Annotated in this window: 21 protein-coding genes; 7 read left to right on the top strand and 14 right to left on the bottom strand. The window is 46.9% G+C overall.

Going from position 1 to position 20,731, the window contains the following annotated elements:
* Position 1: 1 nt before the first annotated feature.
* Positions 2-523, bottom strand: coding sequence for a DUF305 domain-containing protein (locus tag J3369_RS10790; RefSeq protein WP_349586625.1), 522 nt, complete (start codon positions 521-523; stop codon positions 2-4).
* Between the two features lie 108 nt (positions 524-631).
* On the opposite strand from J3369_RS10790, the gene J3369_RS10785 reads away from it, so the two are divergent.
* Positions 632-1,027 (top strand): ion channel, encoded by a 396-nt coding sequence (locus tag J3369_RS10785; RefSeq protein ID WP_349586622.1) that lies wholly within the window; start codon positions 632-634, stop codon positions 1,025-1,027.
* A 547-nt stretch (positions 1,028-1,574) separates the two neighbouring features.
* Here J3369_RS10785 and J3369_RS10780 read toward each other — a convergent pair.
* From J3369_RS10780 to J3369_RS10730, 11 genes are all read right to left on the bottom strand, one after another.
* Entirely contained in the window at positions 1,575-4,562 is a 2,988-nt protein-coding gene (locus J3369_RS10780; RefSeq protein WP_349586619.1) for a Tn3 family transposase, read from the bottom strand.
* 116 nt (positions 4,563-4,678) lie between these two features.
* Positions 4,679-5,245, bottom strand: a complete 567-nt coding sequence (locus J3369_RS10775) for a hypothetical protein (protein WP_040133153.1) — start codon at positions 5,243-5,245, stop codon at positions 4,679-4,681.
* Positions 5,242-5,637, bottom strand: a complete 396-nt coding sequence (locus J3369_RS10770) for a hypothetical protein (protein ID WP_040133152.1) — start codon at positions 5,635-5,637, stop codon at positions 5,242-5,244. Before J3369_RS10770 ends, J3369_RS10775 begins: the two co-directional genes overlap by 4 nt.
* Before the next feature lie 23 nt (positions 5,638-5,660).
* Entirely contained in the window at positions 5,661-6,095 is a 435-nt protein-coding gene (locus tag J3369_RS10765) for a MerR family transcriptional regulator (protein ID WP_349586615.1), read from the bottom strand.
* A gap of 19 nt (positions 6,096-6,114) precedes the next feature.
* Complete coding sequence (locus tag J3369_RS10760; protein WP_020833625.1) at positions 6,115-6,915, bottom strand: putative bifunctional diguanylate cyclase/phosphodiesterase; 801 nt, start codon at positions 6,913-6,915, stop codon at positions 6,115-6,117.
* A gap of 11 nt (positions 6,916-6,926) precedes the next feature.
* Entirely contained in the window at positions 6,927-8,594 is a 1,668-nt protein-coding gene (merA, locus tag J3369_RS10755) for a mercury(II) reductase (RefSeq protein ID WP_020833624.1), read from the bottom strand.
* A 37-nt stretch (positions 8,595-8,631) separates the two neighbouring features.
* The gene (gene merC, locus J3369_RS10750) at positions 8,632-9,051 is read right to left on the bottom strand and encodes an organomercurial transporter MerC (RefSeq protein WP_007642843.1); all 420 of its coding nucleotides are present in this window, start codon (positions 9,049-9,051) and stop codon (positions 8,632-8,634) included.
* Positions 9,052-9,054: 3 nt separating this feature from the next.
* Positions 9,055-9,330: a mercury resistance system periplasmic binding protein MerP gene (gene merP / locus J3369_RS10745; protein ID WP_011711647.1), complete on the bottom strand. Its 276-nt coding sequence runs from the start codon at positions 9,328-9,330 to the stop codon at positions 9,055-9,057.
* A gap of 55 nt (positions 9,331-9,385) precedes the next feature.
* Positions 9,386-9,733, bottom strand: a complete 348-nt coding sequence (locus J3369_RS10740; protein WP_007642845.1) for a mercuric transporter MerT family protein — start codon at positions 9,731-9,733, stop codon at positions 9,386-9,388.
* A 93-nt stretch (positions 9,734-9,826) separates the two neighbouring features.
* Positions 9,827-10,213: a mercury resistance transcriptional regulator MerR gene (gene merR / locus J3369_RS10735; RefSeq protein WP_040133151.1), complete on the bottom strand. Its 387-nt coding sequence runs from the start codon at positions 10,211-10,213 to the stop codon at positions 9,827-9,829.
* Between the two features lie 2 nt (positions 10,214-10,215).
* Positions 10,216-11,238, bottom strand: a complete 1,023-nt coding sequence (locus J3369_RS10730; protein ID WP_139758094.1) for a tyrosine-type recombinase/integrase — start codon at positions 11,236-11,238, stop codon at positions 10,216-10,218.
* A 204-nt stretch (positions 11,239-11,442) separates the two neighbouring features.
* Between J3369_RS10730 and J3369_RS10725 the strand changes: the two genes are divergently transcribed.
* Positions 11,443-12,492: a DNA-binding protein gene (locus J3369_RS10725; protein WP_011711649.1), complete on the top strand. Its 1,050-nt coding sequence runs from the start codon at positions 11,443-11,445 to the stop codon at positions 12,490-12,492.
* A 119-nt stretch (positions 12,493-12,611) separates the two neighbouring features.
* Positions 12,612-12,944 carry a YnfA family protein gene (locus J3369_RS10720; protein WP_040133149.1) on the top strand — a complete coding sequence of 111 codons (333 nt, stop codon included), beginning with the start codon at positions 12,612-12,614 and terminating at the stop codon, positions 12,942-12,944.
* Positions 12,945-12,970: 26 nt separating this feature from the next.
* Here the strand turns inward: J3369_RS10720 and J3369_RS10715 are convergent, their stop codons facing one another.
* Both J3369_RS10715 and cadR read right to left on the bottom strand, forming a co-directional pair.
* Positions 12,971-13,369: a hypothetical protein gene (locus J3369_RS10715; RefSeq protein WP_349586607.1), complete on the bottom strand. Its 399-nt coding sequence runs from the start codon at positions 13,367-13,369 to the stop codon at positions 12,971-12,973.
* A gap of 128 nt (positions 13,370-13,497) precedes the next feature.
* Positions 13,498-13,887 carry a Cd(II)/Pb(II)-responsive transcriptional regulator gene (cadR, locus tag J3369_RS10710; RefSeq protein WP_015065929.1) on the bottom strand — a complete coding sequence of 130 codons (390 nt, stop codon included), beginning with the start codon at positions 13,885-13,887 and terminating at the stop codon, positions 13,498-13,500.
* A gap of 79 nt (positions 13,888-13,966) precedes the next feature.
* Between cadR and J3369_RS10705 the strand changes: the two genes are divergently transcribed.
* From J3369_RS10705 to J3369_RS10690, 4 genes are all read left to right on the top strand, one after another.
* The gene (locus tag J3369_RS10705) at positions 13,967-14,584 is read left to right on the top strand and encodes a cation efflux transmembrane domain-containing protein (protein ID WP_053911487.1); all 618 of its coding nucleotides are present in this window, start codon (positions 13,967-13,969) and stop codon (positions 14,582-14,584) included.
* A gap of 454 nt (positions 14,585-15,038) precedes the next feature.
* A complete protein-coding gene (locus J3369_RS10700; RefSeq protein ID WP_029937684.1) occupies positions 15,039-16,373 on the top strand; it encodes a TolC family protein in 1,335 nt (444 codons plus the stop codon).
* Complete coding sequence (locus J3369_RS10695; protein ID WP_029937683.1) at positions 16,373-17,308, top strand: efflux RND transporter periplasmic adaptor subunit; 936 nt, start codon at positions 16,373-16,375, stop codon at positions 17,306-17,308. The genes J3369_RS10700 and J3369_RS10695 overlap by 1 nt, the downstream gene beginning before the upstream one ends.
* A gap of 60 nt (positions 17,309-17,368) precedes the next feature.
* Entirely contained in the window at positions 17,369-20,479 is a 3,111-nt protein-coding gene (locus J3369_RS10690) for an efflux RND transporter permease subunit (protein ID WP_349586602.1), read from the top strand.
* The last annotated feature ends 252 nt before the right edge of the window (positions 20,480-20,731 follow it).

Raw genomic sequence — 20,731 nt, 5'->3', positions numbered from 1 at the left:
TTTATTCTCCTTGATTCAGTCTGCCTTCGAACTCAGGAATGGGTCGCTGAGCAACATCAGATTGATTAGTTATCTTTCCGTTTACTGAAATGTCGTTAATCAGCCATTCCATCTCTTTTATCTCTTTTCGTTGCGCTCTAATAATACCATCTGCCAGTTCACGCACACGTACGTCCTCTATGCCGGCACGCTCACTGGTAAGAATGGCAATTGAATGGTGAGGAATCATTGCTTTCATGTAGGCCGTATCAGATATGGTGCTTTGTGAGCGAACAAGGTAGAGACAAGTAGCAAAAAGCACTGCTGCTAGTGAAAAAATGGCCACGTTTAGCTTTTTGTTGTTATACATGCCAAGCATAAATGCCAACATGATTATCGCCATGCCTGCACCCATATAAATTGCCATATAGGTTCGTGTTTCACTGAACCATACATGCGAAACTGCGTAAGTGTTCAAATACATCATGACAAACATCGCCATAGTTGAAGTGACGATCATTGCGACAAATTTGGTGTATTTCATATGTAATCCTTACTCAATAGAAATTTGATTTGTGTAATATCCTCTCGTCATGACGGGTAAGAGAAGCTCATATACGATAGTTCAAAATTTGTACCAATGGAGGGCGAAATGTTTACAGCAATAATTATCAGTGCGGTGACACTTTTAGTGAGTGTTTCTATACATCTCTTTAATATTTCTGTGTTAGCTGACAGGGTAATTGCGTATCACGATAGAGTCTGGTCAAAAACGCCTGTTTTGGTCTTCATTGCCATTTCCAGTCAGCTTTTACTCGCCGTTGTTTTCGCGGTTGCGTATAAAGCCGGTCTGTTTTTGGACTTGGGCGACTTTAAGCAGCCGACAAGCTCAGGCGATATTTTCTATTTTTCGCTAACGACCATAACTACGCTCGGCCTTGGAAGTATTGAACCGACCGGGCATCTACGCATGCTTGCAGGAGTTGAATCGGCTACCGGATTTTTACTAATAAGTTGCTCAGCGTCGAAAGTATTTCAGACAATGTAAATTTATTTAAACAGAATTCACCTACAGCTTTGACAGATGTTGAAATAAAGAGAAAACATATGCCGTGACAGATAATCCTTAGACTCCTTGAAATGAAGTGTTAAAAGTGTACGACACGTATTAACTAGTTTGAGATTTTAATGCTTTACAACACAATGTTAATGAATATTAGCATGGCTTAAAAAACTCCTATTAAAAGTAGGCCAGTATAAAATCAAGGGATGCGAAAGCATCCCTTTTTCTATTCCAGACCAATAAAATCAACTGCTGGAATCCAGTAATAGCATAAGTTTACGATACTTTGTTTACTAATAACAATACCTTACGTCACAATCGACTTTGATTGATTTATATACTATAATATAGAAATAGTCGGTTCTTAAGGTTGGGGGATTTATGGCAAGGCACGTTGTTGTTGATACCGAAACTACAGGCTTAAGTACCATTAAAGGTCGTCATAGATTGATAGAGATCGCTCTTGTAGAGGTCCGGCCGGTAAAAGCGTTGAATTTAGCCAATTCTAACGTAACCGATTGAATATTATGAATTAATCAACCAGCAGTTCAAAAGTCATGGGCTTAACCTGCTTGGTTAGATCCAGCTCAAAACTTCCTAGCCGCCCCAAATGCTCGGTATGATACGGTGAGAATTCGGCCATAATGTCGCGGGTAATATTGTACCCTTCCGACTTCAATTGATTGAACACTTCGGTCATCGCGTTTACGTTGTATAAGATCGCGAAGTTGGCCAGCAAATGATTGTATTTAACGATTTTGCTTTGTTCGTGTCTCAAGTTTGCAGGAATTTTCCCGCCATTAGCAAAAAACAACCACCGGGCAAACTCATTGAACTCTTCGCTCTTACAGGTCGCTGCCTGGATTGTTTTGCGCAGATCAACGTCGGTAATGTATTCCAGCAAAAACATGGTTCTGACCACGCGCCCGAGTTCACGGAACGCAAAGTACAGCTTGTTTTTCCGGTTCTTGGTGCCGAACCGGCGCAGGATTGTCGAAGCGGTGATTTTCCCTGCTTTAACTGACATGGCCGTTCGCATCATATCCGCATAGTGCTTTTCAATGAGATCCCACTTGATCGGCTCCTTGAACAAAGACTGAATATGCTTGAGTACCATGGAGCGATCAGGCTTATAAAAGCTGAGATCTTTGATATTTCGGATACGGGGCATGAGCTTTATGCCCAGCAAGTACGCCAGGCCAAAGACGGGTGTGGATTGCGCCTGTGTATCGCCGTGAACGGTGTCCGGATTAAAATCAGATTCATCGTTGAGTAGGCCGTCCAAGATATAAATCGCCTCGTAGACACCGCAGGGAATAAACCGGCTGAACAATGCAATATAGGTGTCCGAGACGTGGTAATAGGCAATGCCGCCATAGCTGCCATACCGAATATGGTATTCAGATAGCAAATTATCTTCGTAGAGATCCCAAAGCTTTCCATCAGCGGACACACTGCTGCCTGATCCCCAACACTCAATGAGCCGGTATTTCTTATACTCGCTATTGATCTTCGCAATAGCTTTATCGAGACGCGCTTCCGTCGTGCGTTTTAAGTTAAGCCAGGCGACTTGCTTGCGAGAAACGCCCTGCACAGATCGCACGGTTTCGGTGGGACCAATGTTGGTACCGTAACAAAACACGGTCAGGACAAAACGTAACTCCGGGTCGCTGATACGTGATTCGAAGCCCGACAACGGGCCAAAATGTTTATTCAGGTTCAGCCACTTTTCGACATTGATAATCACATCAAGCAGGTTGATTTTGTCCAACCGATCGCGCAAAAGCGCTCCAATTTCTTCGACTTCAGGTAAGGGTTGATCAGGCTTTGGTTTACCGATAATCAGATTCCCGTTTTCAATACGAACCAGTTCGTCCTCCGGGAATTGGCTGTCAGCTTTCCGGCAGCTCGTTTCCATGGACTTCTTCAGCGTTGTTGTAAATTCAGTATCACCGGCGACGAGCCCTACCTCCTCGCAATAGGTAGGCAACTGCGCTTCGTATTCTTCCCAGGTGATCATCTGCTCCCGGTAATCATCGAAGGTTTCACTGTAGGGAATGAACAAGTCACCGGTACTTAGTTCTTCAGCGATCCGTTCAAACACACACAGCTCAAAACAGGTTTTATTAACCTCCGACACCTGTGCTGATTTGGTTGATTTTCCCGTGACTAATTTCCACCAGCTTTCGCGAATCCAGCGAATATTAATGACATTTCTGGAAGAGGGATCGTTCGGATCGCTTTGAATTGACAGGAACTCCGTGCGACGCTTTTTGTGCGTCAAAATAAACTGGAACGCATTGAGCAAGTCCTTGTCTTCCGTGGCCGATGCCAGGTTGAGTATTTCAATCGTACGAAACAAGGTGGATCGTTGCTTTTTATAGAGTCGAACCATAAACGGCAAATAGTTGTTGCCTGCGAATGCCATATATTGTTCGCACATTTGCATTAGCTGATCACTGTTCTTTCCCAGTATCGGATCAAAAGCTGCCACCGAATCGGGTTTATCAAGATACACCTTGACCGTCCCAGACAACACAGAAATCAAATGATCGGTTTGCTTTTGATGGTCTGCAAGGTACTTCTCCAACAGCTTCTGCGCCGAGCGATCCATTTTTAACAACATCTTGATAAAAATATCGGCGGCGTTATCCAGTGTTTGTGCGTATTGGTGCCGGATTAAAACGATGACGAGTGCGAGTCGCTTGTTCAGCTTTAGTTTCATCAATTCGGCGTAATCCAGGGCCTTGGCCTCGTTGATAAACTGCTGGTGTTTAACTGGCGGCAACCCCAAATCCGTGGGCAAAAGTGTTTGCAGGGATGTAAGCCATTCCAGGTATTGGATGTACGCATGGATATTGCGAGGGGTCGGGCGTTTGGGTTCATTTTTCAGCGTGCTCCAACCAAAACCATTCAGTCCTGTGCTAGATCGAAGAATATCGTTGATGCATTGGCGACTTTCAGACTCTAAAAAGCCACACAATTGATCGTAATACCGAGTGTTGACTTCGGCCCTGGCCGCCTGACATATCCGCTCAAGTACACTGAACGCCGGTAACTCGTATCGCTCTTTGACCAAATATTCCAACGTGACATTGATGATATCCGGTAATGCTTCTTTGGTAGTCGCTGCCTCAAGTGCCCAAATCTGTGCCAATTCAGAGGTCTTGGTCGCATCGTAGGCTTTTATATTAAGATGGCGCCGAATCAGCTTTACGTGACGATCCTTCGCGCCCGATGTGTAATAGGTTTGGAGATCCTTCAGTGTCACCCGCGAACGGCACTGATTTTTAATGTGCGTGATGATCACCTTTGGTATTTCACCCAGGTTTACGAACCGGCCCAATCGCTGCGTGATTTTTAGCTGAATCAGGAGCCCCAAAAAGGATGCGCTGGTTCGTTTACAGTGACGCAGTGCAAACTTCTGATCTTCCGGCGTAGGTGTATAGACATCCCCTAACTCATCTTCGGTGATATCAGATTTAATTCGTGGATAAGCTGTCTGATAGATAGCGGCCATCGACTTAAATTTTCTCTGATAGATGCATTATTGTGTAAAAGCATCGCGTTATAGTTATCAGGTTTCTAGTCGTCATTTGGATATGCCTAGATTAGTCGCAAGTGGCTTTCATTGCTTTATTCCTTGTGATGGCCTGCCATTACGTCGCCTGAATTGAGATGCCAAGCATTTTGAACAATCGCAAACAACAGTAATACCAACGCCAACAGCAACAGTTCGGTTTGATACACATTGACCGCATACTGAATTTTGAGACCCATACCAGAAACAGCGGAAGGAAACAAAATGGCGATAAAACTTAAGATGGTCGGCAGCAGCGGGGTACAACACAACAGGGGGCTTACAATCCCGATAACTATGCCGCCCGCCGCTGGTGCCGTTCTGCAATGGGTCTTCTTGCGTATCAGTTGAACCCATAAATTGATGAGAACGCTCTCCAGCGTTGCGAACAAAAACGCAAATAGCGCGATTCTCAGATTAAGATGTGCAAAAGAACGCAAGCCAATATCGGAACCCAGTTCATGCGCTGGCAGGACAACCAAGTGGACGACCAGCACCAGACTAAAGAGGATCGCGGTACGCCGTTTTGAGTGAGAATCCTGAACCGGCGATTGAAATGCATACACTACAAGTGACCAGAGGCGTTTTATAGAGTTTGTAGCGCGCTTCACTATCGCATTCATTCTTCTTTGCCGTTTGTCGCAACTTTGTAAGTTCCCCAGAACATCTCCGGTAACACGCAAACCAGTGGTGTACCGATCAGTAAAAAGAGTCCTAATCCGTTAAAGGTGAGCCATTGTATCCACTGCATCCCAATGCCTAATGCCAACATGGCGGAACCCAGAAAAAATGGCCCGCTGAAAAAACAATGCATTCGCCCACATTGACGCGCATTTCTTAAACAGGCATATCCCATCCAACTTAAAGCGATCGCCCAGATACTGCCGGTCATCCACGGTGCAAGTTGCATCATGCCGGTAATCACTATGAGTATCGCTGGCAATACCCAGGTGAGAATAAATCGGCCTTTATTGGCTACCCAGTCGTGGGGGCCGGTTTCACATTTTTCTGACATCGTATACTCCTTTGTTATGGCGATCAGGCCAGTTGGCGCAGCTCCGACAGCTGTGAATCCAATGCCTGCAAGTAAGCCTGGCGTTCATCAATTTTGGTTTGCAGTTCGCGAATGGCGGCTTCACAGGCTTGCTGGTCGCCTTCGTTGATGGCGTAGAGCAAGGGTTTTATATCCAGGATCAGCAGGCCCGCCGCACGCGCTGCGCGAATGAAGCGCAGCCGGTTTAAAGCGCATTGATTGTATAAACCGAAACCACCCGCGGAATGCTCTGGGCAAAGTACCAAATTTTCCAAGACGTAATTCCTGACGGTATGCACTGTGGTTTGCGCGGCTTTCGCCAGTTGCGAGATCGTCAGGGGAAATTCGAGTGCCTGCCCATCGGCATCCATGAATGCCGCAAAGTCGGGGATCACCTCAAAGTATCGTGACACATCTTTTGACACGGCGGCTTTTGACATGGGTTTGTCTCCGTTCGTTTCAAACACTGCGGCCTGGCCACAACGCTTCAGTCGTTTCGGCATCGGCTGGCCGCGCCAGCCGATAGCCCTGTAATACATCACAGCCAAGCTTCTCTAAAAGTTGTTGTTGAGTGGCCGTCTCAACCCCTTCCGCGACGATGGATAAATTCAGGTTATGGCCAAGGGTGATGACGCTTTCGGTAATGGCGCGATCCTTTGGCTCGGTTGTCATATGCGTGACAAAGGTTTTGTCGATTTTTAGGCGGGTCACTGGGCAGCATTGCAAGCGTGCCAGCGACGAACTCCCGGTACCAAAATCGTCGATGGACAGGCGAATGCCCAGCGCCTGGCAGCGATGCAGGTTTTCGATCAGGATTGGCGTATCCTCCAGGGCCAGTGTTTCGGTTAATTCCAGTTCCAATGCCGGAGCAGGCAGTCCCGTATCACGCAATATCCTGGCAAGGTCTTCGACAAAGTCAGGTTGGTGGATTTGTAAGGCAGAGACGTTGACCGCGATGATACCCTCGGGTAAACCGCGTTGACGCCAATGCATCATCTGTTGACAGGCCGCCCGTAAGACAAACGCGCCCAGTTCCAGAATTAATCCGCTTTGTTCGGCAACGGGAATAAAGGTGTCTGACTGGATCAATCCTTCAGTTGGATGTTGCCAGCGAATGAGCGTTTCAGCGCCTTCCCAGCATTGGTGTTGAACATCCCATAGAGGCTGGTAAAAAGGAACGAATTCACCCTTGTTCAATCCATCCGCCAACGCATTGACCGTTGGGGCTGTCAGTGAATGCGTGGCGGGTGCCGTTCCCATACTGCCCTCTCTTATCCTGCACAACAGGACAGTTCTTTGACATCCTTGTTAAAGGTTTGCGCGCAGAGCTTCAAACCTTCCACCATGGTGAGGTAAGGGAAAAGCTGGTCGGCTAATTCCGTCACCGTCATACGGTTGCGGATGGCTAAAGCCGCACTCTGGATCAGTTCGCCGCCTTCGTGAGCCAGGATCTGCGCGCCTAGCAACAACCCCGTTTCCTTCTCTGTGACCAGTTTGATAAAACCGTCGGTTTCAAAGTTGGCTAACGCACGTGGGACATTTTCCATACCCAGTACGCGGCTGTCGGTCTCAATATCCTGAGCCCTGGCTTGCTCCTCGGTCAGTCCGACGGTAGCCACCTGTGGATCGGTAAAGATCACGGCGGGCATGGTGGACAGATCCAGTTTGGCGTCGCCGCCCGTCATATTGATACCAGCACGGCTACCGGCGGCCGCGGCGACATAGACAAATTGCGGCATGTTAGAGCAGTCACCGGCAGCGTAAATACCAGCAACATTGGTTTCCATGCGTTCGTTAACAACGATTTCGCCCTTTTTGTTGGTGGTGACACCCACCGCGTCCAGATTGAGTTGGCTGGTATTGGCGTGTCGCCCGGTGCTTACCAGCAAACGATCACAACTGAGCTCGCCTGCATTAGTGTTCAGGGTGAATTGATTTCCATCGTGGGTCACTTGGGTGGCTTGCGTGTTGTTTAAAACTCGAATGCCTTCTTTTTCAAAACAGCCTGCCAGTTTTTCACCGATTATGGGGTCTTCACTGTAAAGTAGTGAGTGTCTTGCCAACACGGTGACTTCACTGCCCAATCGTCGGTAAGCCTGGGCAATTTCTAGCGCCACGACCGATGAACCAATCACCACCAGGTGCTGCGGCAATTCCTCGGCAAACAGCGCTTCGGTAGAGGTCCAGTAAGGCGTTTCGGCCAGCCCCTCGATGGGAGGAATGGTTGGCGTGGAGCCAGTGGCGATCAGGATTTTATCAGCAAAGATTTCCTGCTCAGTGCCATCATTTTTTCTGACTATCAGGGTGTTTGCATTTTTAAATTGCGCCCAACCTTTAAGTAAACTAAGCGCAGGATTTGTCTCTAGAATATTCTGATACTTTGCAGCGCGCAGCTCTTCGACTCGAGCGGTCTGCTGCTGAGCCAACAAGGCTCGACTCAGTTGGGGCGCATGATTTTCCAGTCCGGCAAAGGGATTATTGCGTTGCTGCTGTGCCAATTGAGCGGCGCGGATCAAAATTTTTGAGGGTACGCAGCCGACATTCACGCAACAGCCGCCAATCACATCGGCTCCCTCAATAAGAGTGACCTTGGCACCACCTTCAGCGGCTTTGATAGCACAGGCAAAAGCGCCGGAACCCGTACCGATAATCGCCACATGTTGAGTTCGGTTGCTTTCTGTGTTGCTGGTATTTTCGTTGTCACAGTAGGCGTTCGGTGCTGTGTTTTCCGCTAAGGGGTTTTCTTTTGCGGTATAACCCAGGGCTTCAATCGCTCCAATGAGATCGGTTACGCTGACCCCACCGTTTGTGGTGATCGTTGCGCTGGCGTTTTCATAAGATATTTCAACCTTATTCACGCCTTCGATCGCATCGAGCGCTTCTTTAACGTGAGCGACGCAACTTGGACAGGTCATCCCTTCTATCGATAGTAAGATCATTCGTTTTCCTCAAATAGTAGTCAGGCATTGCGTCGTGTTAAACAGCACAGCTGTCATCATCACAGCGTTTATTCGCGGGTGAAAAAATATCCCAAAGCGATACGGCAACCATCAGGCCTAACGCTGAATAGGTGACATAGCTGCTCCAGCCGTATTGGAAAAACGGATAGAGCGATAACAGCAATAAAATGGGGCCGACCACACCCAGCGCACTACGGTGCCATTGCCGGTGGCTGAACCAGCCAAGTCCGTTGAGTACCAGGGCAATCCAGGCAAACAACGGTAACAGGGTATTAACAAACAAACCTTCCCATTGGCTGAGAAAACCCAACCCGACCGCAGCGCCCAGGCTGGCGATGGCCGGGAAACACATGGCGCATCCCATAGCAGAAACCAGCGCGCCCAATGAGCTAATCTTATCGCCGAAACGGGTCAGTAACTGTATTAGCATTTCCATGCTTTACTCCTTGAGCGTTGATGGATAACCCGCATTAGTGGTGGCTTCGGTCAGTGCTTTTACTGTGGTTTTTTCGTCGTCGAATGTGACAACTGCCAATTTGGTTTCAAAGGTGACTTCAGCTTTACTCACACCCTCAACATTTTTTAAGGCATTTTTGACCGTAAAGGGGCAGGTCACACAGTTCATGGTTGGAACTTCCAAAGTAACTGTTTTCGGCGCAGCAAAAGCGGTCAGGCTGGTCAAGGCTAGCAAAGACAACAAGGCAATTTTCTTCATCATTTTCTCCAGTAACGTATTAAGTCATTAATAAAAGTGAGCGGTAAGAAAGTATTCAGGCAAACCAGACAATCCAATAATTGCTGGTGACTAGCACCAACGCAGTCAGTGCCGTTAACCAAAAGATCACCTGCCGGCGTTTTCGCACTTGAGGAACTGCACAGGCGGTGCCTGGCTCACAGTCCTCAACGGGGCGATAGACCTTCCAGCCTGCGAAGCCAAATAAGGCTAAAACCAGCAGGATAAAAATGGGACGATAAGGTTCTAACAAGGTTAAATTACCAATCCAGGAGCCACTCACGCCTAGCAGCAACAACACGAAAGGACCAGCGCAGCACAGGCCAGCGCCAACAGCCGCGATAACGCCGCCAATAATAGGTAGATTGGATTCTTTCTGTGACACGACTTACTCCTCTGATTTCAGTGTATGGAGCAAGTGTAATCTCCGTACCGATGTACGGAGTCAAACGTTTTTGTGATGCCCGTGTAAAACTAATTAAGGTTGCAGGGAGTCGATAATGGGACAATGTGAGTCATCGTTATTACTCTGACATTGCGTCAATAATGCCTTGAGTGCGCTTTCGAGCCGCTTCAGATCGGCAATTTTTTCCATGACGGCGCTGAGTTTATACTCGGCCAGCTCCTGCACCTGAGCACATGGGCGGTCATTCAAGCTTAGCAGGTTGGCGATCTCTTCCAGGGTAAACCCCAATTCTTGCGCCCGCTTAATGAACCGGATGCGATTAACCGTTTCATCGGGATAATGGCGGTAGCCCAACTCGGGTTTTGGCGGTTGCTCTATTAATCCACGACGCTCATAGAAGCGAACGGTTTCTATATTGATAGCCAGTTCTTTGGCAACTTTACTGATAGTTCTTGTCATGTTCATATCTCTTTTACCCGAACGGTATCTATAAGAACCGCCATTTTCTCCATCAATATATGGGTAGCGTTATTGGAGAGCTGCTGTCCTTCTTCAATGTACTCCCAGACGGTGGCATCGCTCTTCCATCCGCCTTGCTTTTTAATCAACTCAAAATCAACTCGTTCTCGGGCTGCCGATGTAGAGAGGCCGCGCCGGAAGCTATGGCTGCTCAATTCCGGTACAAAATCGAACTGGCAGGCGTTACCCAAAGTCTTGAGTAATTCATTAATGGCACTGGGATTCAACGCTTTAGGCTGAATCTTATCCCACCGGTTAATGGGGCGAAAAACCGGACCTTCATTAATGCCACCCAGTTCTATCCAGTTTTTCATGGCCGTAGCAGGACAGCAGTCTGGTGCACCGAAAGGTAATGCTCGCACTAAGCCGGAGGCTTGTTGATCGGTCTTGGAACTAGACAGCCGGATGAGAAGTCCTTCAGGTTCCCACACCAGATCACCGTAGCGAATGGCCACCAATTCGCTACGGCGAAAGGCACCGAAAAAGCCGGTCAACACCAGCGCGATATCCCTCAGTTTCTTTTTGGTGGTTGGTAGTTGCCGCAAATGATTCACCATTTGGGCGACGTGCTCCAAGCGCAATGCCTTGGCTTTGCGCTTGGGTTGGCCATGGGTACGACGAACGCCTTCCATGGTTTTGCGGACCAACGGATCACTTACTGGATCGATGAGCCCTTGATAATGGTGCCATTGGCTAATAGCGGTCAGGTGCAGATCCAGGGTTCGGGGATTAAGCGATTCGGCTCTGGCCAGCAGGTAACGCACGACAGTATCCCGATCCGAGGGCAGGCGACCACCCCATTTTTCAAATTGTCGAATGGCCGAACGGTAGGCTTTACGTGTGTTGTCGGATGTCGCTGCCTGGAGGTATTGCCGTAGTGGTTCGGGCCCCTGGCGTTCAACCAGGGTCGCATCCTTATTACGTAACGACAAGTTGCTAGCCTGTATTGGCGGTTTGTTGTTCATGAATAGGATTTCCTTCGATGTCGCTCAAAAGGCGGCTATGTACCGGCGTTACAAGTCGAAAATTTACGTCAAGATCAACTAGCCCACGATAAGGATGATTATCAGTGGTTAGTATCATGAATTCAAGCGATCTTGAAACGAACCAATATAATGTTATATTACGTGTTATGTAATATGTTACTAAATAATCCGAGAGGAATCACCATGGCCCGTGCCGGAGTCACTTATCACGATATCGCTAAAGCCGCTGAAGCCATTAAAACGCAAGGCCAGGAACCCACGGTGGATCGGGTGCGCGAACACCTGGGCACCGGCAGCAAAAGCACCATCGCGCCATTGCTCAAGCGTTGGCGGTCAGACAATGGGGAGGCGGCCGATGTCAGTGGGCTGCCGAACGACCTCGTCGAGGTGGTAAAGTCCCTGCATGAGCGGGTACAGCAGATGGCCGACCACCGTATCGAACAAGCTCGCCAGGAATTCGAGACTTTAAAGGAAGAACTCCGCAAAGAGTTGACCCATGCCGACAACACCATGGCGCAACTAACTGCCCGACAACGGGACCTGGAGAACCAGACCGAACGGCTGAGCAAAGAAAAAAGCGAGCAAAGTCGGTCCCTGGAAGACGCGCGTGTCAGCCTGGCCAAGGCCGAGTCCCAGCGGGACGAAGCTGCTGCACGGATTGTTGAATTGAAGGAGAGCGTTGCGGAACTCAAACAAGAAAATAAGGATATCCGCGATCATTTCGAACATTACCAGCAGCGTACTGCCGAAGACCGCCAGCAGGAGCGCGAACAATTCCGTTCAGTTAACCAGGGGCTGAACGATCAGATCCAGGATCTGCAACACCGGCTCGCCCAGGCTGAGTCGAGAGCGTCAGAGCTGTTTGACGCCAATGTGCAGTTACAACGACATGCCGATGAATTAAAACGGGCCAATGGGGCGCTAAATAGCGACGTGAAGGGAAAGATAGAAGATGTCCAGAACCTGAAACACGAGCTTGAAGAAGCCGTGGCAAAGTGCCGGGAATACCAGCATCAAAATGATCATTTGGCGCAAAACATGGCCGTGCTCACCACTCAGAAAGCTGATGTTGATAAGCAAGTGGCCGTCTTATCCCAAACACTGGAGACCACAAAAACCGAATTGAAAACCACCCAGGATAAAGCGGCGCTTCTGATCGACGAGAATAAAGTCATTCTTCAGGAAAAAGCCGTGATCCAAGGTCAATTTAAACAGCTCCAAAGTTCGCTGTAGCCGGATGGATGTATTTTGAGCGCCCGGCAGCTTAATGGTGGAATCGTCGTAGCTCATCAAATTTGTCGGTTCTTCCACTTGAAGCTTCTGTGCTTCTTCACATCAAGGATCTTTTGCCAATGAATCTGCTGTCAATTTTCACAATATTTGTAATTACTGCGGTTGCCGAAATTGTAGGTTGTTATCTGCCGTGGCTGGTACTGAAACAGAACAAGTCGGTATGGTTGTTAATTCCTGCTGCGCTTTCGCTGGCGTTATTTGCGTGGCTGTTGACGCTTCACCCAACGGCGGCAGGTCGCACTTATGCTGCCTATGCGGGCATATATCTGGGCGTTGCTCTCCTCTGGTTGCGTATTGTTGACGGAGTGGCGCTCACCCGTTGGGACATCGCGGGGGCTTTGGTCGCATTGGTAGGGGTTACCATCATCGTTATACAGCCAACGGCCGGTTAGGCAAGGCGCCATAATGTTGAATAATATCAGCCGCTTATGCTCAAAGTGGCTAAATCCAACGCTTTTACCGGCCGGACCTCAAATAGATGCTGAGAAATGGATCCCAATTCTTTGCTAGTAAGCGGCAGAGTATTAATTCCATCACTCCTGGCTTGACGTAAGGCTTTGAGAAATTGTTGGTTTTGCCTATCTTCAGGCTCTAAATAGATGACTACAATCTGATTGTCCTGTGCCAAAACCTTGTGAGGGACATCTTCGAAAATCACAATACATTGTCCGGTGTGAATACTTTGTGCCTTGTAATCTTGAACCGAGATGTCTTTGTCTAAACCAATGCAAATTTGGACAGCATGATGTGCATGAACATCATTATCAGGACTGATTCCGATGTAAATCGCTTTGTAGGGCCACAAATGAATATGCATGGCTGACTCAGTATCAAAAGTTCAGGCTATTGATTTTTGCCTTATAAATCTACACAAATGACGAATGTTAGCCGATAGATACAAGTTAAGGTGAGCGCGCACAGTGAAATTGTGTTCTTCTTACAATTTTAAGTGTGTAAATAATTTAAAATACCACAGTCCCTAATGGTTTTGTCTTGGTCACACGATGACGCCATATTTTCGAGTGATGACTTTAATGCGTTTAGCTCTTCAATGCGAATAATGACGTCTGATAAATGCTTAGCTATTAACGTATTGATATTTGAACAGCTCTGATCTGGCCTCGAACGACTGTCCATTAGCGTTTTTACTTCCATGATAGACATATCTAATGAACGACACTGTTTGATAAACAGGAGTTGTTCAATAGTCCCCTTGTCGTAGACACGATAATTTCCACTTGAGCGCTTAAGCTCAGGCAAGAGCCCCTTCTTTTCATAAAAACGAATGGTCTGAATACTACAACCTGTCGTTTTTGCGACATCACCAATTTTCATTTTTTTCTCCTAACCGTTGACTCTATACCAAGTATAGACTTTATACTCATACTATTCATCAGTAAAGAGTGTGTTTCTAATGAGCGGATGTGGGTGCGAAGTTGAAATAAAAGACCAGTCTCAACGACAGGTTTTGTATTGGCTTTTGGGAATAAACGCGACAATGTTTGTTATAGAAATGGGGATCGGGTTGCTTGCTGATTCAACCGCATTAATAGCCGATTCACTTGATATGCTCGCCGACGCAGTTGTCTATGGTGTTGCCCTTTATGCTATTGGTAAATCGCTATTGCACAAAGCCAATGCGGCTAGAATTAGCGGCTTTTTTCAGATGGCACTGGGTGTGTTGATTATCATTGATATTGTAAGACGGTCAATTTACGGTAGCGAACCTGTATCGGGACAAATGATGGCTATGGGGGCAGTTGCACTGGTTGCTAATGTCATTTGTCTTGTGATCATACGCAAACAAAGAAATGAAGAAGTGCATATGCGGGCAAGCTGGATATTTTCAGCCAACGATGTGATTGCCAACTTAGGTGTTATCTCTGCTGGCGTTTTGGTGTTTTGGCTCGATTCTCGATGGCCTGATCTGGTTATCGGTGTGATAGTTTCGTGCGTTGTGTTGCGCGGGGCAAAAATGATCCTCGAAGATGCTGGAAATGAAAGACAGCGAGCGCTTAATGCGCAAAGTTGATAAGAAAATGCCAATTTTTAATTGCACATCAAAACTGCGTAGGTTGGCATGGCTACTTATTACTTTGCTCATGTGTCAATCGGGCTTTTCGTTCGCCGCTCAATGCGATGACTACCCTGCGGAGGTATCGTCAGTCCCTGAACAATCAAAGTCGATAGGCACTTATGATGTTCCCGAAAAAAATGTAAATGCTGGTGATAATACGTCGAGTGAAGAGTCTAAGTGTTTCCATTGTGTGCTGTGTCAATGTGGACAGATTAAGTTTCTGGCACAACACCCAATAAATGACGTATCTAAACCGTTATATACCAATCAATACAGTTATTCCCGCAACGTCACTGACGGCCTAGTCGAAGGCCTTTTGCGCCCACCTCAACATTAATCCATTCCCTCCTATATGTTTGCATGGGTGCTTTCCATGTATGTCGTTATCTTATGAACAAAAGGTTCTTTTATGAGTTCTTCACGCCCATTGGGCATAAAAAAAGCTAGCTCAGCGTATCTGAAATTGATATCTGCTGCACTGGTAACCATGAGCATATCTGTTCAATCTGCCAATGCGCAAAAGTCTTCAATCACGCTTGAAAATGCGCTCAAACGCACATTATCAAACAACCCAGATTTAGTTGTGTTCGAATTTAAATCTTCGGCTTTGGATGGTGAATCAAAAATGGCCAGCTTACGACCTGAAATGTCTGTTGGGGTTGAAGTTGAAAATGTGTTGGGAACAGGCGAAGTGTCTGGTATCAAAGATGCCGAATTGACACTGACCTTATCGTCGGTCATCGAGCTTGGAGATAAAGTCAGCGGCCGAATGAATGTGGTGAGTTCAAAAAAAGCACAACTGCTTACACAACGGCGCATTCGTACGCTGGACATCTTGGGTGAAACAACTCGACGATATATCAATGTCATTGTCCAACAAGCGTTGCACAAGACTGAGCAACGAGCTGAAATGCTGGCTCGCACAATGCTTCAGACAGTCTCTACACGGGTTGAAGCGGGGGCTTCTTCACCACTTGAGAAAAAACGTGCAGAGTCAGCGTTGTCGCAGGCGCGTTTGTCGTTATTGATAAGTGAACAAAAACTCAATGAGTATAAACGCGACCTGGCCATCATGTGGGGTGACACTAACGCTGCGTTTGCGGAAGTTGAAGGGACACTGTTATCGTTTCCAAATTCACTATCACTTGAACATATGCTTTCACAGCTTCAAAGCAATCCACACGTTCTGCTTTATGCTGATAACTATCGGGTACAAGAGGCCAGATTGAGAGTGGTTCAGGCCAGTCAGCAGTTCGACATTGCGTGGGAAGCCGGTATCCGAAGAATGCAGGGAATTAATGACACAGCGTTAGTCGCCAGTATTTCGGTGCCGTTAAATACCAAGCAGCGGAATCTAGGAGAATACGAACAACAGCGCGCATTGCTTGACAGTATCGACTATCAAAAACAAGCGAAAATTCGTGAACTCACTCGCCAATTAAATCAAGTCATTAGCGCAAAAGACCAAGCCTTGCTCACTGTTACGACCCTTCAAGACAATGTCGTTCCCACATTGGAATCTGCATTGAAATTGGCGCGGGATGGCTATGAAAGTGGTCGCTACAACTATATAGAGTGGGTGACAACGCAACAGCAACTCATAGATATGCAACGAACACTGATAAAAGCCGCAGGCTTAGTCCACCTTCGAAGCGCAGATCTAGAGGCACTTACGGGAATTCCCGTGTTTTCTGACTCTCCCTCGACGTCTGCTCAATCATCAGAATTACTAGAGAAAAAATAATGAATACATCACAATTTACATTACTCACTAGCGCACGTGATTTGCTTGGCGTGTTAGCCATGCTACTTACTTTACTGTTTGCTACTGTCGCCCTGGCTGATGATGACGATGAGGAAGCCGAAGAAAGACCCGAGTACGTAGTGTTATCTCAAGAACGGATGCTTGAACACGATATCGTGACTGCTTCAGCCGCGTCAGGATCATTATCGCTCACAACCAGAACATTTGGGCGGATAGTTCATGATCCTGCGTCACTGAGTCATATTCGTGCCCGCTTCGACGGTGTTGTAAAACGTATCATGGTGAATATTGGAGATAAAGTAGAAAAAGGTGACACACTGGCAATCATTGAGTCAAACGAGAGTTTAAATCAATACTCAATCACCTCACCGATGTCTGGAAAAATCATAGCTAGACACGCCAATGATGGTGAGCTCACCAACGGTCAAGTGCTGCTTTCTGTTGCTAATTACTCTCGCGCAATTGCTCAATTGGCTATTTTCCCCAAACAACGTACTCATATTGCCGCTGATATGGAAGTCACTTTAAGGCTTGAGGAATTGCAGCAACAATCAAGTATAAGCCACATTACGTCCTCACCGGATGACAAACCCTATTCTATCGCGTTTGTGAACGTTAATAATGGCAGTGGTTATTGGCCTTTAGGCGCTATGGTAGAGGGTTATATTCAGATTGGTTTCCAAGAAGTCAATCTGGCACTCCCCAAAAGTTCAATACAAGAGTTAGATGGGCAAACCATTGTTTTTGTCAAAGAAGGGGAACGATTTTACCCCCGCCAAGTAAAACTTGGGAACACGGACAACCGTTTAGTAGAGATTGTGAAGGGCGTTCAAATAGGCCAGCAAGTCGTTGTAGAAAATAGCTATCTACTAAAAGCTGATTTATTAAAAATGGAGGCGGGCGATGATGACTAATTACCTGCGCATTTATTGTCAAAAGCAAAGCCAAGTCCATAAAAACGGTGAGGTGAGAGCATGATTGCACCAATACTCCGTCTATCCATTGAGCGCCGTGGTGTCATGATGTTGTTCGCCTTGTTTGTCGCCTTTTTTGGTATGTACAGTTACAAACAACTGCCGATTGATGCTGTGCCTGATATCACCAACGTGCAAGTGCAGATAAATACCGCAGCCCCAGGTTACTCGCCTTTGGAGACTGAGCAACGCATAACGTTTATAGTTGAAACCTCGCTGGCCGGTTTGCCTAATTTATCGTATACCCGCTCGATATCACGCTATGGCTTGTCGCAAGTCACAGTCGTGTTTAAAGAGGGCACCGATTTATATTTCGCACGAAATCTCGTCAACGAGCGTCTCACCGCCATCGCGGCGCAATTGCCAACAGGGTTAACCCCTGAAATGGGCCCTATCGCCACAGGCTTGGGTGAAATTTACATGTACTCGTTAAGTGCTGAGCCTCAGGCGCGACAGGACAACGGTCAACCCTATGATGCTATGGCATTAAGGGAGATCCATGATTGGATAGTTAAGCCCCAATTGTCGCGTGTTGAGGGGGTGACCGAGGTTTATGCGATAGGCGGATTTGAAAAGCAATATCATGTGAATCCTAATCCAGTCGCAATGATAAACTTTGGGATAAGTGCAGGTGACCTTCTCAGTGCGCTAGAACGCAACAATGCGAATCAAGGCGCTGGTTTTGTAGAACAAAATGGGCAACAAGTACTGATCAGATCGGAAGCCCAACTGAGGGGCATCGACGATATCGGCCAAGTGGTTGTTAAGATCATTGATGGCGTACCGGTAAAAATTCAAGACATCGCCCAAATCAACCTCGGTAAAGAGCTGCGCTCTGGAGCCGGCACGTTAAATGGCCAAGAAACAGTGATTGGCACGACAATGATGTTAGTGGGAGAAAACTCTCGTACGATCGCCAAAGCTGTGGACAGTAAGCTCGAAACCATTAAAACAAGCTTACCCGAGGGCGTTATCCTTGAAGCGGTTTACGATAGAACAAGCCTCGTTGACAAAACCATCGACACAGTACAGAAAAACCTCGTCGAGGGCGCTTTACTTGTCATCGTTGTGCTATTCGTTTTGCTTAGGAATGTGCGAGCTGCACTTATTACAGCCGCTGTAATACCCCTGGCAATGCTTGCCACGATATCGGGTATGGTCAAAACCGATGTGTCTGCTAACTTAATGAGTTTAGGCGCACTGGATTTTGGCTTGATTGTCGATGGCGCAGTTATCATTGTTGAAAACTGTATCAGGCGATTATCCGAATCCCAGAAGCAAAACGGCGCAACTCTACCGCTCAAAGAAAGACTGAATGTTGTATATGAAGCCACTAATGAAGTCATACGTCCCAGTTTGTTTGGTGTATTGATCATTACCATTGTTTATATCCCCTTGTTCACGCTCACTGGCGTCGAAGGTAAAATGTTCCACCCCATGGCAGCGACCGTGATAATGGCTTTGCTTGCCGCAATGGTATTTTGTTTTACCGTAGTGCCTGCGGCGATAGCGATTTTCATGAGAGGTAAAATTAGCGAAAAAGAAAACCCAATTATTATTGGTGCAAAGGCAGTGTATCGTTCTATTTTAATGGGCGCGCTGCGTTTTAGATGGCTAGTAGTAGTAGGTGCGAGTGCTTTGGTTATCGGCAGTCTATGGATGGGCAGCAAATTAGGCTCGGAGTTTATTCCTCAGCTCAATGAAGGTGATATCTTAGTACAGGCGATACGCATCCCTGGGACAGGGGTAGAACAAGCGGTTGAAATGCAAAAAGCACTTGAAGCGAAACTTATGCAGTATGAGCAAGTTCAGACGGTATTCGGTCGCACGGGTACGGGTGAGGTCGCTACCGATCCTATGCCGCCCAACATTACTGATACGTTTGTTATTTTGAAGCCTAGGGAACAATGGCCCGATCCATCAATGACAAAAGCTGAGTTAGTGGAAACGTTTGAAGAGGACTTGTTTACTTTGCCCGGCAATAATTATGAATTTACGCAACCTATACAAATGCGTTTTAACGAATTGATTAGTGGCGTAAGGGCAGATTTGGGGATAAAGCTATTTGGGGATGACTTAGATACGCTCTTTGCATCTGCTTCTGACATTTTGACCGTTATTTCAACGATTGAAGGAGCTGATGACGCGAGGCTTGAGCAGGTAGAAGGCATTCCAATCTTCACCGTCACACCAAAGCCTGATCAATTGGCACGCTTTGGTTTGGATATAGCCGACTTGCAGTTATGGCTCAATGCTGCGACAGGTGGAGAAACCGCTGGAATGATTTTTGAAGGCGACAGACGCTTTGAGATTGTCGTGCGATATGGCGACGACATTCGAAATGAACTCACTCAGCTTGAGAGCGTTCCCATCGTCACGCCCTCTGGTGAGCATGTACCGATAAGCGAATTAGCCACACTGGCATTTAAAGAAGTACCTAGCCAAATAAGCCGGGAAAATGGCAAACGTAGTATTGTTGTCACAGCAAATGTGCGTGACAGAGATATTGGCACTTTTGTTGAAGAAGCTCAGGCGAGAATCAATGATGAAGTAGATTTACCTGCTGGTTATTGGCTCGACTATGGTGGAACCTTTGAGCAGCTCGAGAGTGCGAGTCAACGATTGACTATTGTGGTACCCGTTACGTTGTTTGTGATATTGACTATGCTGGTGATTGCGTTTGGCTCTATACGCGATGCGTTAATTATCTTCACAGGTATCCCTTTGGCATTAACAGGCGGTGTAATGTCTCTTTGGTTAAGGGATATGCCTTTATCCATATCCGCATCGGTAGGGTTTATCGCATTATCGGGAATTGCCGTGCTAAACGGATTGGTAATGCTGTCCTTTATAAAGCAACGTTTGCTAGAAACCGGAGAATTAGTGAATAGCATTGTTGAAGGAGCACTGATTCGATTACGTCCAGTGCTAATGACGGCATTAGTGGCAAGCTTAGGGTTTGTGCCCATGGCGCTCAATACGGGCATAGGTGCAGAGGTGCAACGGCCTTTGGCCACGGTGGTCATCGGCGGGATAATATCGTCAACCTTGCTAACACTGGTAGTGCTGCCTGTACTCTATCGACTCGTGCATAGTAAAGGGGATCAGTAGTGTTCTTGGGCATTTATTCGTAAATGCCCAAGTTTTACCTGAACGATTTTTAGGTACCTATTGACTCTTTATTAAGTATAGACTTTACAATCATATTCTTAACGTCATGTACGATAAGGATAGATATGGTTTCGCTTATTTTAATTAGTAGTTTTTTGGCGCTAGCCGTCCTCGGTAGAAGCTTTGTTTAATATAAGAGAAATGGTGATTTTGGTATAAGAGCAGCATCTATAAACGCACCATTAATAGAAA

Origin of the sequence: Alteromonas sp. NFXS44 (genome assembly GCF_040148705.1) — a bacterium.
Lineage (GTDB): Bacteria > Pseudomonadota > Gammaproteobacteria > Enterobacterales > Alteromonadaceae > Alteromonas.
The sequence above is the reverse complement of the archived record's forward strand: the minus strand, read 5'-3'. Positions and strand labels throughout refer to the sequence as shown.